Genomic DNA, 16,953 nt, shown 5'->3' with positions numbered 1-16,953 from the left:
TTCGCCCGTGCTGTTTTCAAAGGAGCATACAGATGAAAAAAGTAATGGTAGGAATGAGCGGAGGAGTGGACAGCTCCGTAGCGGCAATGCTGCTCCGTGACAGAGGTTATGAAGTCATGGGCGTAACGCTGAAGCTCTTTTCCGATGAGGATATATCCGAGGCACAGAAGGAGGGCAAGACCTGCTGTGCCCTTTCGGACGTTGAGGACGCAAGGAGCGTTGCCTACAGGCTTGGTTTCGAGCACCTCGTTTTCAACTTCAAGGACAATTTCCGCGAGCACGTCATGCAGCAGTTCGCGGACAGCTATATAAGCGGCAGGACTCCCAATCCCTGTATAGAGTGCAACCGTCATGTGAAGTTTGACAAAATGCTCAGGAGAGCCCTCGAACTGGGATATGACTTTATAGCTACGGGGCACTATGCCGTGAATGAGTATGACGAGGAGCGCGGACGCTGGCTGCTGAAACGTCCCAAGGACCGCAGCAAGGACCAGACCTATGTGCTGTATGCCCTCACTCAGGAGCAGCTCTCCCACACTCTTTTCCCCCTTGGTGAGCTGGAAAAGTCTCAGGTCAGGGAGCTTGCCGAGGCTGCGGGACTTGTAAACTCCCAAAAGCCCGACAGTCAGGATATATGCTTCGTTCCCGACGGTGACTACGCAGGCTTTATACGCAGGTTTACAGGCTGCGACACGCCCGGCGGAAGCTTTGTGGATATGAAGGGAAAGGTCCTCGGAGAACACAAGGGCATCATAAACTATACCATAGGTCAGCGCAAGGGACTGGGCATAGCTCTGGGACACCCTGCCTATGTGGTGAAGAAGGATACAGCTGCCAATACAGTTACTCTCGGACTTGAGTCCGACCTTTACACAAAGAGCCTTATCGCCGATGACTTCAACCTTATCTCCGTTGAAAAGCTGGAGGCTCCCATGCGGGTGACCGCAAAGACACGTTACAGTCAGAAGGAGCAGCCTGCGGTGGTGTCATATCTCGGGAACGGTGAGTACATGGTGGAGTTCGACGAGCCCCAGAGAGCCGTTACCGGCGGTCAGGCGGTAGTACTCTACGACGGTGATATCGTCGTGGGAGGAGGTACCATAAAATGAGCGGAACTGTTTTGCTTGTGGTCGATGTGCAGAAGCTTATCACCAACGACAGACTCTGTTTTTTTGACAGGTTCACGGATAACCTGCGCAGTCTCATAGCCGAGGCGAGAAGATGGGGCACGGAGGTAGTCTTTATCCGCCACGATGACGGCGAGGGACAGCTCCTGTCAAAGGGGAATGAGGGCTATGATATACATGAGGACTTTGCCCCCGAAGCAGGGGAGAAGGTCTTTGACAAGACTGTGAACAGTCCCTTCCGCGATACGGGACTTACGGAATATCTTCGCTCAAAGGGCGCCAAAAGGCTCATAGTCACTGGCTTGCAGACCGAATATTGCATAGACGCAACGGTGAAATGCGGCTTCGAGCACGGCTTTGAGATGATAGTTCCCGAATACTGCAATTCCACCACCGACAATGAATACATGACCGCGGAGCATACCTATCGCTACTATAACGAGTTTATCTGGAAGAACAGATATGCCCACTGCATTGATATGGCGGAAGCACTTGATATGATACGGCATAACAACTATGAGCCGGAAAAAATCAAGACTGAAAAGGCAAATATCATCAGAAGAGCGACAGAAGAAGATGTTTCGAGAATTGCGGAGATACTTGTTTTTGCAAAACGAATGAAATACCGCTCTATTTTTAATGATGACGTGTATTCATTTTGCAACCTGCAAGTGTTATCTGTCGCTGAAAAGTACCTTGAAAACGGCTTTCTTAACAATATGTTCCTGTATGATGACGGAATAATAAAAGGGCTTATCCGCATTGAGAAAGAAGAGATCATCGAATTATATGTGGATCATTTCTTCCAGGGGCAGGGCGTCGGCTCAGATCTGATAGAATATGCCAAAGAGAATTATCCGGTAAGTTTTCTCTGGACAATTGAGAAGAACATTGATGCTATACGCTTTTATGAAGCGCACGGTTTTCATCTTACAGACATTAAGAAGCTTGAAGAGGGAACTACAGAATATATTGTAAAAATGAAAAGGTAATTATTTACCGAATAAAAGGAACATTATGGAATACAAATACGAAAAGCTAACCGATAAAATATACGTCTGCGCCAGCAGCGATCACCGCTTCGGCACCGACGCCTTTCTGCTGGCTGACTTCTCACAGTACCGTGCCAAGGACAAGGTCTGCGATCTGGGGACGGGCTGCGGTATAATACCACTGATAATGCAGAAGAAACTGCCGCCGCAGATTACCTACGCTGTGGACATACAGGAGGGCGCTATAGAGCAGCTCCGTCTGGGGCTTGAAAAGAGCGAGACTGCGGGGATAGTTCCTGTCTGTGCAGACCTGAAAGAGCTGTGGGAGGGCGCGCCCCTGGGACAGCTTGACCTTGTGACCTGCAATCCCCCCTACAAGGTGAACAACGCAGGCTTCCAGAGCGTTATCACTGCCCAGAAAATAGCCCGTCACGAGATATTATGCACCATTGATGACGTCTGTGCGGCTGCACAGAAACTGCTGAAATTCGGCGGAAGGCTCTGCGTATGCAACCGTCCCGAGCGCCTGAGCGATGTTATATTTGCCATGAAGAGCCATGACATCGAGCCTAAGAGACTCCGCTTCGTATCGAAAAACGCTGAGGAAGCTCCCTGGCTGTTCCTCATCGAAGGCAAAAAGGGCTCAAAGCCTTTCATGAAGGTGGAGCCTCAGCTGTACATACGCAGCGAAAACGGCTTCTCCGAGGAGCTTCAGAAAATATACGACACAGGAAAGGAGCAGGCATGAGCGGAACATTTTACGTTATAGGTACTCCTATCGGAAACCTTGAGGATATAACCCTTCGTCAGCTTGATACGCTGGCGGCTGTGGACTTCATCTGCGCGGAGGATACCCGTGTTACGCTGAAGCTGCTGAACCGCTTCGACATAAAGAAGCAGCTCATAAGCTTTCACGAGCACAGCTCCAAAGCCGATGCACAGCGCATAATCGACAGACTTCTTGCAGGGGAGAGCTGCGGAATTGTCACCGATGCTGGTATGCCCTGTATCTCCGACCCGGGAGAGGTTCTGGTTAAGCTCTGCGCCGAGCAGGGCATAGACATAAAGGTGGTCCCCGGTCCCAGCGCCGTAGTTTCGGCGGTTGCGGTATCGGGACTGAGCACACGAAGGTTCACATTCGAGGGCTTCCTGCCCGTATCGAAGAAGGAGAGGGCAGAGCGTCTTGAAAAGCTCCGCGGCGAGACTGCGGTAATGGTGTTCTATGAAGCTCCCCATAAGCTGAAGACCACTCTTGCGGACCTTTGCGGGTTCTTCGGCGGTGACCGCAGGATAGCGCTATGCCGGGAGCTCACCAAGATACATGAGGAGGTCATAAGGCTGACTCTGGCTGAGGCTGTTGAGTATTATAACCTCAACGAACCCAAGGGCGAATTCGTTCTCGTACTTGATGGTGCTTCTGAGAACGCAGAGGACGGTATCACCATAGAGCAGGCTATGGAGCAGGTCATGAAGCTCATAGATATGGGTGAAAAGCCCACAGAAGCCTGCAAGGCTGTGGCAAAGGAGACAGGCTTCCGCAAGAGTGAGCTTTATGCGAAGCTTCAGTAAAAAAAACGCGAAAAATCCATGGAGTTGTTCTCTACATTATAATAATATAATGATAGAAAAATGAAAATTAGTGTAAAAAGCTTGAAATTGTAAAGAATTTGTGATATAATTATTAGCGTTATTATTACTGCTTCAGTAATATGTATGATCATGTTCCCAAAAAAGCGCTATATCAATACAATTATAAAAATTCTGCCGCAGATACAAGGCCTGCGGCGAAAGAAGGTTCTTTATGATTTGCGATCTGCACTGTCACACCACGCTTTCTGACGGTTCACTGGGCATCGAAGACGTTATTGCTCAGGCGAAGCGCATGAATATCGACTGGCTCTCCATTACAGACCACGATACCATGGCATCGTTTTCAAGAGCTGACGTTCTGGGCGACCGCGCAGGAGTAAAGATACTCCACGGCGTAGAGCTTTCAGCGTGGGATAAGGAAAGAAACAGCAAGGTCCACATACTTTGCTACGCTCCGTCAAAGCCCAACAGACTTGAGGGGCTTTGCATGAAATCCTGTGAGATAAGAAAGGAATGCTCCAGAGAAATGATCGAAAAGGTCATGGAGAAGTTCCCCATCACACAGGAGAGCATACTGAAACGCACAACGGCTTCCAAGAGCATTTTCAAGCAGCATATCATGCGCGCCCTCATAGACTACGGCTATGCGCTGGAGTTCTACGGCGACCTTGACCGCGAGCTGTTCAATCCCGAAAACGGCTCATGCTATGTTGAGCGTGAATACCCTGACGTAAATTTTGTTATCGACCTGATACATACCGCAAAGGGCGTTGCTGTCATGGCTCACCCCGCGCAGTATGATAATATTGAGCTTCTTGAGGAGCTTGCCAAGAAAGGAAAGATCGACGGCGTTGAGGTTGGACATTTCTCCGCTGATGAGAGCTGCCGAAAGGAGCTTTCAGCCATCGCACAGAAGTACGGCCTCATCGAGACAGGCGGCTCTGATTTCCACGGGCTCTACAACAAGGTGCCCACACATCTTGGCAGCGAGACTACCACAAAGGAAAATCTCGACAGGATCCTCAAGCTGGCTGCAAGCATGAAATAAGAGGTAGAAATGGACATAAAGATCATCCCGTTCATTCTTTTTCTGGGACTGTTCCTGCTTTTTGCGGCACCTGTCCTCACGGGGATAATCAACCTGGGAAACGGCGTCGGAATGGCGGTCTCATCTGTTATGATGCTGATATTCCTTTTCTGGGGAAGATTTACGGGAGCTGTCGGAAGATGTTGGGATAAGCCGCTGGGAAAGGTAGTTCTTTCCCTTGCGGGACTTATAGCAGCAATCAGCATAGTTCTGGCTGTGGTGATAAGTGTCTTCATGATTCGGGAGGCAAATGATCCTCCGAAGGACGAAAATACTACAGTTGTAGTCCTTGGCTGCAAGGTGAAGAACGGTGCTCCCAGCCTTATGCTGAAGAAGAGACTTGATGCTGCTTACGGCTATCTTTCGGAGCATGAAAGTGTCTGTGCCGTCGTTTCGGGCGGACAGGGAAGCGATGAATCCGTCAGTGAGGCTCAGTGCATGAGGGATTATCTTGTGTCAAAGGGTATATCTCCGGACAGGATATTCATGGAGGACAGATCCGTGAATACCGAGGAAAATCTTCGCTTTTCAAAGGCTGTTATCAGCGAGAACGGGCTCCCAGAGAGGATGACCCTTGTAACGGATAATTTCCACCAGTACCGCGCAGAGCTGATCGCTGAGTCAAACGGTATAGAAGCGAACAATATCTCGGGCAAGACCTCCTGGTATCTGCTCCCCACCTATGGTGTGAGGGAGTGGTTCGGTATCGTTTACTATAAGCTTTTCGGTTAGGAGCTTTTGGCGTGAAATGGATCATCAAGAGACTCGGTGACGGAATGTTTGCCGTGTCGCCGCGGGTTTTTGTGTTCAATAAGGTCTTTGCAAGAAGGTTCAATTCCAGGAAGCAGGCAGAGGCTTATATGATATCATCAGGTTTTGACAAAAGGGCGTACACTGCCTGTGAGCTTGAAGTTGAGACATAATGGGCTGAAAGTATCGGCTCACACTATATTAATATAGTATAAGTTATATGTAAAGGAATGGTTATTTTGAAGATCGGTTTTTCAACACTCGCTTGTCCTGAATGGTCGTGGACTGATATCTACTCTATGGCTAAGGACTTCAGATTTGACGGAATAGAGATAAGAGGTCTGGGCAATGAGATCTTTTCCGTTAAGGCACAGCCCTTTACAGAGTCTCAGCTACCCAATACAGTCGCAAAGCTCCGCTCTCTCGGACTTGAGATCCCTTGTCTTTCTTCGGGTGCCTGCCTGAAGTTCAAGGATAAGTATCAGGAGGCTGAGGATGAGATCAAGGCTTATGCTCAGCTGGCTCAGAAGCTTGGTGCTTCTTACATAAGAATACTCGGTGATCTTGAGCCTGCACCCGGAGGCGATGTTGACGATGAATATATCGTTGAGACGCTGAAGAAGCTTGTTCCCATTGCTGAGGAATACAATGTAACTCTCCTGGTCGAGACCAACGGTGTATACTCCGATACAGCACGACTGGCTAAGATACTGGACAGCGTAAAGAGCAGAAAGGTGGCTGCCCTCTGGGATATGCACCACCCCTACCGCTATAACAACGAGTCTCCCGAGACCACTGTCGCAAACCTTGGCGAGTACATCAAGTACATTCAGGTAAAGGACAGTGTCATGCGCGAGGACGGCACCGTTGAGTACCGGATCATGGGTACAGGTGACATTCCCGTAAAGCAGATGATAGAGGCTCTGGATACTATCAACTACAACGGCTATATCTCTCTTGAGTGGGTAAAGCGCTGGGCAAGAGACCTCAGCGACGCAGGTATCGTTATACCTCAGTTTGCCGAGTATATGGCTCCCTACAAGAAGTCCCACAAGCACCCCCTCCAGACCAATATGAGAGGGGACGGTCAGTATCCCTGGCCCAAGGAGAGGATACTCAACTATACATTCCCTGATATACTGGACCGTATCTGTGAGCAGTTCCCGAACCAGTACGCATTCCGCTATACTGAGCTGGACTATACAAGAACATATCCCGAGTTCCGCGACGACGTTGACAACTTCGCACGTTCACTTCTTGCAATGGGCGTAAAGAAGGGCGATCACGTTGCTATCTGGGCTACAAATGTTCCCCAGTGGTACATTACCTTCTGGGCTACTACCAAGATAGGCGCTGTTCTCGTAACAATGAATACAGAGTACCGTATCCATGAGGCTGAGTATCTGCTGAGACAGTCCGATACCATGACCCTTGTTATGATCGACGGTATCAAGAATATCAACTACGTTGACATCATCAAGGAGCTCTGCCCCGAGCTTGACACCTGCGAGCCCGGTAAGCTCAATTCCGCAAGACTTCCTTACCTCAAGAACGTTATAACCGTTGACTCAAAGAACAACGGCTGCTATACCTGGGAGGAGGCAGTTGCTCTCTCAAAGAACGTTCCCTACAGCGAGGTAGAGCGCGTAAGAAAGACCATCGACATCCATGATGTTGCAAATATGCAGTACACCTCCGGAACCACAGGCTTCCCCAAGGGCGTAATGCTTACACATTATAATGTAGTAAACAACGGTAAGGCTATCGGCGACTGCATGGATCTGTCCACAGCAGACCGCATGATGATACAGGTGCCTATGTTCCACTGCTTCGGCATGGTTCTGGCAATGACAGCTTCCGTTACACACGGTACCACAATGTCGCCTATCACAAGATTTTCTCCCAGAAAGGGACTGGCTTGTATCAACAAGGAGAAGATAACCTGCTTCCACGGCGTTCCTACTATGTTCATCGCTATGCTTGGACATGAGGACTTCGACAAGACCGACTTCTCACACATGAGAACAGGTATCATGGCAGGCTCACCCTGTCCTATCAAGACCATGGAGGAAGTTATCGAGAAGATGCACATGAGCGAGATCTGTATCACCTACGGTCAGACCGAGGCTTCTCCCGCTACCACCATGAGCAAGACCACAGACTCCATCGAGCAGCGTGTAAATACTGTCGGTGGACCTATCTTCGGCGTTGAGTGCCGTATCGTTGATCCCGAGACCAACGAGGTGCTCCCCGATGATGTTGACGGCGAGTTCGTTGCAAGAGGATACAATATAATGAAGGGCTACTACAAGATGCCCGAGGCTACGGCAGCTGCCATCGACTCAGAGGGCTGGCTCCACACGGGTGACCTGGCAAGACGCCGCTCAGAGGACGGCTATTTCAAGATCACAGGCCGTATCAAGGATATGATAATCCGCGGCGGCGAGAATATCTACCCCAAGGAGATCGAGGACTTCCTCTACACATATCCCAAGATAAAGGACGTTCAGGTCATCGGCGTTCCCGATGAGGACTACGGCGAGGAGATCATGGCGTGTATCGTGCTCCAGGACGGCGAGACTGCTACAGAGCAGGAGATCAAGGACTTCTGCCTTGCAAGAATGGCAAAGCACAAGTGCCCCAGATACGTTGATTTCGTTGACGGCTTCCCCATGAATGCCGCAGGAAAGATACTCAAGTACAAGATGAGAGAGCAGGCTGTTGAGAAGCTGAAGCTCCACAAGGCTGACAGTATCGTTACAGCATAATATATAAATAGTATGAACCGCAGCAGACTTCGCCCTATGCCGAAGCGCTGCGGTTTTGTATTTTTCGACGTAAATATTACAAAACGGAACAATTTTGTCTCTTTTCTTGCTTTATTCAGGGGAGTGTGCTATAATAGTCATATATGACAGAAAGGGGCAGGGATATGAGAAAAAAAACAGGCAGAATGATAGCTGCGCTGACTGCTGTGATTATTTCGACAGCAGCAGTACCATCAGCGGTCTATGCCGAAACTTCTTTGATCGATTTATTTGAAAGCAAACAAGGAGCAGCTGTCTCATCGCAGACTTGCTGCCTTGCGATGCCTGTGCTCAGGCCAAGCGTAGGCGGAGACATGACCATGAGCATTACGGCTCCGTATACGCCCATAAGCAAAAATGTCAGGGCAGGCAGTGAGACGAGCTATCCTTCCGCATTTGATATGAGGAAGGTGTTCGGCATCAGCGAGGTGAAGGATCAGGACGAGCTTGGCACCTGCTGGGTCCATGCTGCTGTCGAGAGCGCTCAGTCGAGCCTTATTGCCTATGAGCCCCATATCGACCTCTCGGAGCTTCATACGGCTTTTTACAACTACTACGGCGATGACGAGATCCAGCTCTTCGGAAAGAATCTCCATGAGACCCTGAACGAGGGCGGAACTACGGAAATGGTCGAAAATCTCTGGTCACAGTGGATAGGACCTGTCAGCGAGAGCAGGCTGCCTTATGCCAACGTTGATTTCTTTAATGATGGAAATATGGTTGATTATATGCGGCGTCAGTCTGACTATCATCTGAGAAATGCCTACTGCTTTGACTATGACCACGACAGGGAAAATTTTGAAGAGATAAACAACACCATCAAGGACTTCGTCTACAATGGCAGATCAGTCAGTGCTTCCTATATGTCAAGCAAGACACAGAACTGGTCGGGGACATACAACAGCTCCTACACCACCAGGAAACCAAGATTTATCAATCACGCCGTTACCATAGTCGGCTGGGACGACAGCTTTTCCGCCGATAAGTTCAAGAACAGACCTTTAGGAGACGGAGCGTGGCTCTGTAAGAACAGCTGGGGTACAGATGAAGGCGATAACGGATATTTCTGGCTGTCCTATTATGACCGCTCCGTATCTGATTTCGCGGTGTTTGAACTGGACGACGCTGACGAGTATGAGACCATATATCAGTATGACAGCTTCGCCCCGATTGCGATGTCGGCTAATGATTCACCGGAGGTGAACGAGCCCTCCTACATGGCGGATATATATGTCGGCAACCCTTATTCGGAGATAAGTGCGATAGGCACCTATTTTTACAATGCGGGTACAGAGTATGAGATAACCATATACACCGATCTTACCGATCCCGTAGTTCCATCGTCGGGTACTCCCTCGAAGGTAACATCGGGGGTCAGCGATATGACGGGCTTTGTCACTATTGATCTTGATGAGCCTGTTATACTCGGATATGACGGTACATTCGGAGTTGTGGTGAAGATGTACTGCCCTGATTCACCCTTCGTAATACCTATCGAGAGCAGCTTCTATGTTGAGGACAGCGAAGGCAAGAAGACGGACATAACAGCTTGCAAGTATGAACAGATATTCAGGAATACGTTCTGGAATCAGAGCTATATCAGCTCTGACGGAGAGAACTGGACTGATGTCACAGATGAGAAAATGACACAAGTCTATACTGATGAGCAAAAGCAGGCACTGCTGGATTCCTTCATCTATCAGTTCTATGACGGACTGGAGGAGGATGATACTGAGCTGCTTGAGGACGCCGCAAGAGACGAAGGCTATTTCACAAGGCTTTTTGCCAAGGGCGATGTTAAGTGTATCTTTGGAAATGCTACATTAAAGGTGTACGGTGATTCGATTGCCAGGGTGAAGTTCTCTCATCCCGCAGGAATGGTCAATGCAGATGAAAAGATCAGCCTTTATTCAGGTGTTGAGGGCGGTACCATATATTACCGCGAGAACGATAATGAGGAGTATAAGCCCTACACAGAGCCCTTTGCAGTCACAAAGGATATGAGGGTGGCGGCTTATCAGGATATGTCTTCCGTTTACGGTGATACCGTGGAGGAGATGTATCTCAATAACATCTCATTCCGCGAATTCAAGCCCCACAGACCCGTAATGAACTGGATAGGATATAAGGCTGATGAAAACAGGATAGATACCAAGATGAGGTATCTCAACAGGGTATCTGATACGGAATACAGCGTAGAGCTGCCTGTTTCAGCCGAGGAAATATCCCTTTACTGCGGAACTGATTACGCTGTAAATTATAACGGCGAGTATCACGGCGGTTTTGAATGGCTGAGGCATATCCCCGTAGACTACGGCAACAACGATATTGAGCTTACTCTTACAGGTGCAGGGCTTCCAGATGAGGTCATCACCGTCCATGTGAACAGAGTCATGATAGGCTTGGATATGGAGAAGGAGATAATAGATCACTGCTATGTGGATCAGATCATAGCCCCCGACGGAAAACAGCTTTTCGTGGGCGACTCTATAACCGAGTACGTGGGGCAGGAGCTTACCCTTATAGAAGACGGCAGGGAAATGAAGCTCTATATAAATGAGAGACCTGTTATCCCCGAGCTCAAGATAGACTACAGGAATGAGATACTGGGGCCTCTGAGCAAGAAACTGGCGGACAGGATACTGATCGCCACCGGCGACGGCTCCAAGGATAACTATATGGCAAATTCAGCCAGAATAATCTCCGGTGACGAATTCTTCAGCTCAGATGTGCCGCAATACTATATCCAGATTATTCCCGGCGAGACTATTACTCTGAAAACTGCAGCAGACTCCGAGTATATGGAGAGCGAGAGCGTGACCTATAAGATCCCCGAGGCACCTACGACTCCGCCCGATCTGAAAGAGATCTACGAAGCAGAGGACGGCATCTTCAAAATAAAGGACCCGGAGAAGTATGAAGGAGGATTCAAGGATTATATGCCCTCAGGTCTCATGGAAGGAGTAGGCGCGGATTTCGGATATGATTCATGGACCTTCAGAGATCTTCTGAAAAAGCGCTACTGTTCGGATCCCTACGCAAACGTAGAGGCGTACTATTCGTCGGATTATCTTCCTGTTGATGAATTTTATCAGAAGAGTGTCTACATAATAAGATATGCGGCTACCGATAACAGCTTCGCTTCTGTGGGCGTTGAGTTTATACCATGTAAAAAGGGCGATGTGAATGCTGACATGTGGATAGATGCACTGGATGCTTCGACCGTTCTTGCCCACTATGCGGAAATATCTGTTGGCGAAAACGGCGTTCTCAATGATTATTTTGCCTATATAGGCGATATGAACGATGACGGCAAGACCAATGCACTGGACGCTTCGATGATACTTGCAGTCTATGCAGAGAATTCTGTTTCAGATGAATACTGGGAAATGAGAACTTGAAGAACCTCACAAAAAATTGCACAGAAGCGGTTCGGAATTTTGTACTCGTTGGGCAATAGGTATAAAAGAAAGCAGCGGTATTTGTGTAATAAACGTCAAAATGTCTTTTACCGTTTTGTAACTTTATATTTTTAATCACTTGTATTTGTGTTATTATTGCCAAAAAATCAGTGTTTAAAATGTACATTACGCCCAAAAATGATTAAAGAACGATACAAAGCATTGACTTTGACCGCAAAATACGGTATATTTGTAAATGCAAAAGCAATTGTTGCACAGTGCTGTATCGACCTGATACGGAGGATATCACGTTCCGAGGTTGATGGATTACAGAATGTGCTGCGGAAGCTTACGGAACTCTCAGGGCTCTTATGACGTACAGCGCGGAGTACATTCGCGATGGAGCGCCGCTTTGAAAGGAAAGTCAGCGGAAGTAAAAAAACATTGCCGCAGATAAAAGAAAGCTAATGGCACAAAGCCAAGATATAGCTTCAAAGAACAGAAGCAGGGAAGACATTCGGTTGCAGGACGTCAGCGGTGAGCACAATCATCGGACAGAGAAAAGCCGCGATGTTGCCCGCAAAAATCATTAATTCACAAATATTATACACGAAGATGTATAATATACATATTTAAGGAGGAAAAATCTCATGAACACACTTAAGAGAACTTTAGCTTTAGTAGCTACACTCGCAATGGCAGCTACAGCATTCGCAAGCTGTGGTGATGACAAGAAGGAGTCAACTCCCAAGGAAGAAGCAACAACAGCTGCTGCTCCTCAGGAAGATACAACAGCTGCAGAGGAAACAACAGCAGAGCCTGAGAATGGCGGCACAATGGATCCCTCAGTTGGCGTAGGCGGCGACACATTCACAGTTGCAGCTTGGAACCACGATGACGTTCCTTACCTCATCGCTCAGTGGAAGGGCCTTGACTACGATGCAGTAGTTGCAGACCTCGCTGACAACAAGGTTGATGGCATCAAGTTCATTGACTTCGGTGTAGGCGGCGGCCAGGCTTCCGAGAACTATGACCAGCTCTTCAATGACGGCAGCGACCTCGACGTTTACTTCTGCGAGGCTGACTGGGCACTCAAGTACATCAACGATGACGAGAAGACACTTCCTCTCAGCAAGCTCGGTCTTGGCGATTCTGACTTCGCTAACATCTACAGCTACACAGACGAAATCGGTAAGGATTCCAACGGCGTTCGTAAGGGTATCTCATGGCAGGCTGCAGCAGGCGGCTTCGCTTACAGAGCTGACCTCGCTGAGGAATATCTCGGTGCTAAGAGCCCCGCAGAGATGCAGGAGCAGATCGGTACTTGGGAAGATTTCGTAACAGCTGCTAAGACAATTTCTGATAAGACAAGCGGCGGTGTTGCACTTGCTGATACACTCGGCGGTCTCTGGCAGGCATTCGCTTGCGGACGTACACAGCCTTGGGTTGTTGACAACAAGCTCGTTGTTGATGACTTCTGCAAGAACTTCGCTGACACAGCTAAGGAACTCTGGGACTGCGGCGGTATCACAAAGAACAGCCAGTGGACAGATGAGTGGACAGCTGCTGGTGTATCCGGTAACTGCATGGGCTACTTCGTATCAACATGGGGCTTCGGTGGATTCTTCCTCGATGCTGCAGGCGGCGAAGGCGGCGAGCAGTATGGTAAGTGGGCAGTATGCCAGGGCCCGACTCCTTTCTACTGGGGCGGTACTTGGATCGTTGTTAACCCCAAGACTGATAACGGCGAAGAGGCTCGTGACTTCATCCTCTCAGCTACATCTGACGAGGCTGCAATGTCTGAGTACGCTACAAAGAAGCCTGAGTATGTAAACAACTCAAAGGTTATGGATGACCTTATCGCTGGCGACACAGTATTCAACGAGAAGATCTCCGGCAACTTCAAGGACAAGCAGAACTACTTTGCAGAGCTCGCTGAGAATGCTAAGAACATCGACTTCAAGGGCCTTATCACTCCTTACGATGCTACAATCAAGGGCAACTTTGCTGACGCTGTTAAGGAGAACTACCTCGAAGGCGGCGCTGACTGGGATGCTACAGTTGAAGCATTCAAGGATAAGGTTGCTGAGTCTGTACCCGATCTCGACGTTGACTAATCTATTCTGATTATTAAACGAAACAAATGAAGATATGCCTACGGGGTACTTATGTATCCCGTAGGTGTATATTTATCTGTACTATTATTCCGAGAGGGTGTGTGTTATGGCATCAGGCGCGCAGAGACGTATAAAGTCTATCAGCTACGCTAAGTATGGCTATATTTTTATATTGCCATTTTTTCTTGTTTATTTCTTTTTCCAGTTATGGCCGCTGATCAACACCTTTATAGTAAGTTTCCACGGCAACGGTAAGACCGTTGAAGACTGGGTAGGACTCCAGAACTATAAAGATGTCCTTTTTGGCGGTGAAGGTCGTAGAGTAAGAGTTATCCATGAGAGCTTCTTCAGATGTCTGAAGAATACAGTTATCCTCTGGGTAGGTAACTTTATTCCTCAGCTTGCTCTTTCACTTTCTCTTGCTGTATGGTTTACAGAAGCACAGTTAAAGATCCCGGGCAAGGGCTTCTTTAAGGTTGTTATGTACCTTCCAAACATCATCACAGCTGCTTCAGTAGCTGTACTTTTCCTTCAGCTCATGGGTCAGTCCGAAACTAACCCGGGCGCTATCAATTTCCTCTTATACAAGATGGGAATAGTTAAACGTGATTCGGCTTCGCTTCTATATCATACGGTACCTTTCATTGAGGGTGTATGGCAGTCACGAATCGTTATCATGTTCATTCAGACATGGATGTGGTTTGGTAATACAATGATCATGCTTATGTCTGGTATCCAGGGTATCAACCCCTCACTGTTCGAGGCTGCAAGCATCGACGGTGCAAGCTCAGGACAGGTGTTCAGAAAGATCACTCTGCCCCTTCTTACTCCTATCATGGCATATACACTTATCACTTCCATGATCGGTGGTCTCCAGATGTTCGATATTCCTTTCCTGTACACTAAGACAGGTACTGTTAAGGATCATCTCAAGACTGTGGCTGTAATGATCTTCCAGTACTTCCATGCTCAGGCTAATGAGAATAAGATGGGTTATGCAGGTGCTGTATCAGTTCTGCTGTTCTTCATAACTCTTGCACTCGGTCTTATCGCATTCTACATGACTCGTGATAAGGATGAGATCGCTAAGAAGAAGCAGCGCAAGAAGATCGCTAAGCAGGCTAAGCTTGAAAGTAAGCAGTTTGGAGGTATCACCTTATGAGTAATGAAATGAAATCTGTTTACGGAAAAGCAAAGGATAATTACCACTTCAAGATCAGACTGAAGTCAACAATCCTTTTTATATGGTTTGTTATTCTTACCATTATATGTTTGCTCCCTATCTATATCCTTGTTATCAATGCAACAAGAACACATACTGATATAGCAAACGGACTCAGCTTTATCCCCGGAACTAATCTGAAGAACAACTGGCACAAGGTATTTAACGAGCCCGGATTCAAGCTCTGTTATAATGCCCTCGCAGGTTACAAGAACAGCTTGTTCATCACTTGCTGCTCAACTTTCCTCACAGTTTTCTTCTCAGCACTTACTGCTTACGGTATCCACGTTTACGACTTCAAGCTCAAGGAAGTAGCTTACTCGGTTATCCTCCTTGTAATGATGGTACCTATGCAGGTTACTTCAGCCGGTTTCGTAAGCTTTATGTCAGACCTTAAGCTTACAAATACATACTGGCCTCTTATCATCCCTTCCATCGCGGCTCCCGCAGTCGTTTACTTCATGAGGTCATACATGAAGTCTTCATTCCCGCTGGACATCGTTGAAGCAGCGAGAATCGATGGTTGTGGAGAATTCAGGACTTTCTTATCTATTGCAATTCCTATGATGAAGCCCGCTATAGCAGTTCAGGCTATCTTCGCCTTCATCGCAAGCTGGAACAACTTCTATACACCTAACATGATCCTCATCAGTGTTGATCTGAAGAAGAAGACCCTCCCTATGATGGTTTCCGCTCTCCAGTCATCTGATAAGTTCAATGATTACGGTGCTATCTATCTTGCAATTGCACTTTCTATTATTCCTATCATTATCGCTTACGTACTCCTTTCGAGATTCATCATCGCTGGTGTTGCTCTGGGCGGCGTAAAGGAATGATCAAAAAAAATTACAGCACACTTCGGTGTGCTGTTTTTTTATGGACGCTTTAGGCGTCCTTTTTTGTTCTATCGGGAATTGCAGGTGCATAGTATTTAGTGTAAGGAGCTGATGAAAATGAAAGAAAGTACAAGCTATGATGTTATAGCGGACCATCTCCCTCAGAAACTGCGTTCACTGGTACTTGGCGTAAAGGAACGATGTTCTGACGACCTTATGGAGATCAGACTGCGCGTAAACGGTCCGGTATTTTATGTTTTTCCTGACAGGATAATGTTTCTCAGCACCGGCGGAGGTCTCTCAGCTGCCTTTGGCAGTAATTCGGTCATTGCTGATAAAACTGACATCACCGAATGTATAGACAAGCTTTGCCGTTACTCTCTGCACAGCTGTACAAGGCAGCTTTCCGAGGGATATTTTGTTATAGGTCGTGGTGTCAGAGTCGGTGTTTCGGGGAGTTATTCCGCCACTGAGCCTTCTGTTCTTACCGATTTCTGCTCCTTGAACTTCCGATTGTCCAGACAGCTTTTTGGCTGTGCAGAACAGCTTTTCTCAGAGACCTACGACAGGAACGTTATTATCTGCGGCGGAGTTAACTCGGGCAAGACCACTTTGCTGCGTGAGCTCTGCCGCCTGAACGGTAATATACGCAAGACTGCACTTATAGATGAGCGAAACGAGATCTCATGCTTTGCTGATGGCGGGGCACAGAATGATGTGGGAGCTATGACCGACATTATTAGCAATTGCAGCAGGAGCTGCGGAATAGTGTGTGCGGTTCGTACACTGTCTCCCGATGTGATATTCTGTGATGAGATCGCATCACAGGCTGACGCAGATGCAGTTATATCCGGACTCAGCTGCGGTGTCAGGTTCATAGTGACTGCTCATGGAGAGAACGAGAAGGAGCTTCTGAAACGTGCAGAGCTGAGATCAATGATCGAAAGCGGATTTTTTCATTGTCTGGTCTTTCTTAAAGGAGCTTCTGCTCCCGGTATTACAGACAGGATCGTGAGGCTGTGAA

13 protein-coding genes and 1 pseudogene are annotated in these 16,953 nt (G+C 47.9%); all 14 read left to right on the top strand.

What is annotated here, in order from left to right; genetic code table 11:
- The first annotated feature begins 26 nt into the window (after positions 1 to 26).
- The 14 genes and pseudogenes from mnmA (at position 27) to T488_RS0110155 (ending at position 16,952) form a co-directional block, all read left to right on the top strand.
- Positions 27 to 1,109 (top strand): tRNA 2-thiouridine(34) synthase MnmA, encoded by a 1,083-nt coding sequence (gene mnmA / locus T488_RS0110215; RefSeq protein ID WP_207640297.1) that lies wholly within the window; start codon positions 27 to 29, stop codon positions 1,107 to 1,109.
- A pseudogene (locus T488_RS17600) lies at positions 1,106 to 1,633 on the top strand (cysteine hydrolase family protein); the annotation flags it as partial. The gene mnmA and the pseudogene T488_RS17600, both read left to right, overlap by 4 nt.
- Positions 1,607 to 2,119 carry a GNAT family N-acetyltransferase gene (locus tag T488_RS20115; protein WP_347496314.1) on the top strand — a complete coding sequence of 171 codons (513 nt, stop codon included), beginning with the start codon at positions 1,607 to 1,609 and terminating at the stop codon, positions 2,117 to 2,119. The pseudogene T488_RS17600 and the gene T488_RS20115, both read left to right, overlap by 27 nt.
- Before the next feature lie 25 nt (positions 2,120 to 2,144).
- Entirely contained in the window at positions 2,145 to 2,867 is a 723-nt protein-coding gene (locus T488_RS0110205) for a tRNA1(Val) (adenine(37)-N6)-methyltransferase (RefSeq protein WP_028520709.1), read from the top strand.
- Positions 2,864 to 3,688: a 16S rRNA (cytidine(1402)-2'-O)-methyltransferase gene (gene rsmI / locus T488_RS0110200; protein WP_028520708.1), complete on the top strand. Its 825-nt coding sequence runs from the start codon at positions 2,864 to 2,866 to the stop codon at positions 3,686 to 3,688. Before T488_RS0110205 ends, rsmI begins: the two co-directional genes overlap by 4 nt.
- A 232-nt stretch (positions 3,689 to 3,920) precedes the next feature.
- Positions 3,921 to 4,757 (top strand): PHP domain-containing protein, encoded by an 837-nt coding sequence (locus T488_RS0110195; RefSeq protein ID WP_028520707.1) that lies wholly within the window; start codon positions 3,921 to 3,923, stop codon positions 4,755 to 4,757.
- A 9-nt stretch (positions 4,758 to 4,766) separates the two neighbouring features.
- On the top strand, positions 4,767 to 5,528 hold the full coding sequence (locus T488_RS0110190) for a YdcF family protein (RefSeq protein ID WP_028520706.1): 762 nt from the start codon (positions 4,767 to 4,769) through the stop codon (positions 5,526 to 5,528).
- Between the two features lie 11 nt (positions 5,529 to 5,539).
- Positions 5,540 to 5,719, top strand: coding sequence for a hypothetical protein (locus tag T488_RS0110185; protein ID WP_028520705.1), 180 nt, complete (start codon positions 5,540 to 5,542; stop codon positions 5,717 to 5,719).
- Between the two features lie 66 nt (positions 5,720 to 5,785).
- The gene (locus tag T488_RS0110180) at positions 5,786 to 8,314 is read left to right on the top strand and encodes an AMP-binding protein (protein ID WP_028520704.1); all 2,529 of its coding nucleotides are present in this window, start codon (positions 5,786 to 5,788) and stop codon (positions 8,312 to 8,314) included.
- 164 nt (positions 8,315 to 8,478) lie between these two features.
- Positions 8,479 to 11,754 carry a lectin like domain-containing protein gene (locus T488_RS0110175; protein ID WP_196243299.1) on the top strand — a complete coding sequence of 1,092 codons (3,276 nt, stop codon included), beginning with the start codon at positions 8,479 to 8,481 and terminating at the stop codon, positions 11,752 to 11,754.
- 650 nt (positions 11,755 to 12,404) lie between these two features.
- Entirely contained in the window at positions 12,405 to 13,871 is a 1,467-nt protein-coding gene (locus T488_RS0110170) for an ABC transporter substrate-binding protein (RefSeq protein WP_028520702.1), read from the top strand.
- Between the two features lie 106 nt (positions 13,872 to 13,977).
- Positions 13,978 to 15,033, top strand: coding sequence for a carbohydrate ABC transporter permease (locus T488_RS0110165; RefSeq protein WP_028520701.1), 1,056 nt, complete (start codon positions 13,978 to 13,980; stop codon positions 15,031 to 15,033).
- Positions 15,030 to 15,929, top strand: a complete 900-nt coding sequence (locus tag T488_RS0110160) for a carbohydrate ABC transporter permease (RefSeq protein ID WP_028520700.1) — start codon at positions 15,030 to 15,032, stop codon at positions 15,927 to 15,929. Before T488_RS0110165 ends, T488_RS0110160 begins: the two co-directional genes overlap by 4 nt.
- Positions 15,930 to 16,046: 117 nt before the next feature.
- Positions 16,047 to 16,952: a hypothetical protein gene (locus T488_RS0110155; protein ID WP_028520699.1), complete on the top strand. Its 906-nt coding sequence runs from the start codon at positions 16,047 to 16,049 to the stop codon at positions 16,950 to 16,952.
- The last annotated feature ends 1 nt before the right edge of the window (position 16,953 follow it).

It is taken from the genome of Ruminococcus flavefaciens ND2009, assembly GCF_000621785.1.
GTDB classification, from domain to species: domain Bacteria; phylum Bacillota; class Clostridia; order Oscillospirales; family Ruminococcaceae; genus Ruminococcus; species Ruminococcus flavefaciens_C.
The sequence above is the reverse complement of the archived record's forward strand: the minus strand, read 5'-3'. Positions and strand labels throughout refer to the sequence as shown.

What these genes read in the sequence shown, in the direction of transcription:
- T488_RS20115 (WP_347496314.1), top strand. Translation starts at nt 1,607, where the DNA reads ATGGCGGAAGCACTTGATATGATACGGCATAACAACTATGAGCCGGAA.
- T488_RS0110205 (WP_028520709.1), top strand. Translation starts at nt 2,145, where the DNA reads ATGGAATACAAATACGAAAAGCTAACCGATAAAATATACGTCTGCGCC.
- rsmI (WP_028520708.1), top strand. Translation starts at nt 2,864, where the DNA reads ATGAGCGGAACATTTTACGTTATAGGTACTCCTATCGGAAACCTTGAG.
- T488_RS0110195 (WP_028520707.1), top strand. Translation starts at nt 3,921, where the DNA reads ATGATTTGCGATCTGCACTGTCACACCACGCTTTCTGACGGTTCACTG.
- T488_RS0110190 (WP_028520706.1), top strand. Translation starts at nt 4,767, where the DNA reads ATGGACATAAAGATCATCCCGTTCATTCTTTTTCTGGGACTGTTCCTG.
- T488_RS0110175 (WP_196243299.1), top strand. Translation starts at nt 8,479, where the DNA reads ATGAGAAAAAAAACAGGCAGAATGATAGCTGCGCTGACTGCTGTGATT.
- T488_RS0110170 (WP_028520702.1), top strand. Translation starts at nt 12,405, where the DNA reads ATGAACACACTTAAGAGAACTTTAGCTTTAGTAGCTACACTCGCAATG.
- T488_RS0110165 (WP_028520701.1), top strand. Translation starts at nt 13,978, where the DNA reads ATGGCATCAGGCGCGCAGAGACGTATAAAGTCTATCAGCTACGCTAAG.
- T488_RS0110160 (WP_028520700.1), top strand. Translation starts at nt 15,030, where the DNA reads ATGAGTAATGAAATGAAATCTGTTTACGGAAAAGCAAAGGATAATTAC.
- T488_RS0110155 (WP_028520699.1), top strand. Translation starts at nt 16,047, where the DNA reads ATGAAAGAAAGTACAAGCTATGATGTTATAGCGGACCATCTCCCTCAG.